Genomic DNA, 784 nt, shown 5'->3' on the forward strand with positions numbered 1-784 from the left:
GCCGAGCGGTCGGAGTCGCCGCGGCTGCGGGTGGCGCCGCCGCCGCCGGTGCGGGTGCCGCGGGCGCCGTTCGCGGCGCTGGTGGTGGTGCTGGTCGTCGGCGGGGTGCTGGGCATCCTGGCGGTCAACACGAAGATCAACGAGAACGCCTTCCGGCTGGACGAGCTGCAGCAGCAGCAGGCCAAGCTCGACGTGGAGCAGCAGCAGCTGAAGAAGCAGATCGCCGAGTCCGAGTCGCCGGGCAACCTCGCCGCCCAGGCCCGCAAGCTGGGGCTGGTCGAGTCGGACGACCTGGCGTACATCCGACTGCCGGACGGCAAGGTGATCGGGGTGCCGCAGCCGGCCGGTGGGCAGCTCTCCATCGCCAGCCAGCAGGGCGGGCAGGGGTAAGCCGTGCCACCGAGGTCGGAGCAACCGCGCCGGGACGCCGAAGGCTCCCGGCGCGGTTCGTCGCGTGGCGTCGGGCAGCGGGGCGTGCCGCCCCACCCGGCGGAGCCGAGCATCGGCGGCATCTCCGATGCCCGCGCCTACACCCCCCGGGGCCGCTCCATCCGGGAGGGCGCCGCGCCCTCCGGCACCGGACGCGCGGAGCAGCGCCGCACTCCGCGCAGCAACCGGTCGCAGGACCCGTTCCGGCCGGCCCTCCAGGTCCTCGACGGTGGCCGGGGAACCGCCGGTCGGGCGGCCGGGCGGGCGGGCGGCGCGGCCCGCCGGGACGGTGGCGTCGCTCGCGCCACGGTGACCCGTACCGTCACCGACCGCACCCCGCGCGATGAACCTCGGG

The 784-nt window shown here is 76.5% G+C and carries 1 protein-coding gene and 1 pseudogene; both read left to right on the plus strand.

The window, feature by feature from the left end:
• The coding region (gene ftsL, locus AC2CHE_RS26925; RefSeq protein WP_484507622.1) for a cell division protein FtsL at positions 1–390 on the plus strand (390 nt) is incomplete at its 5' end.
• Between the two features lie 3 nt (positions 391–393).
• Positions 394–784, plus strand: a pseudogene (locus tag AC2CHE_RS26930) (penicillin-binding protein 2); the annotation flags it as partial.

The sequence above is a fragment of the Micromonospora sp. ATLC16 genome (assembly GCF_057196645.1).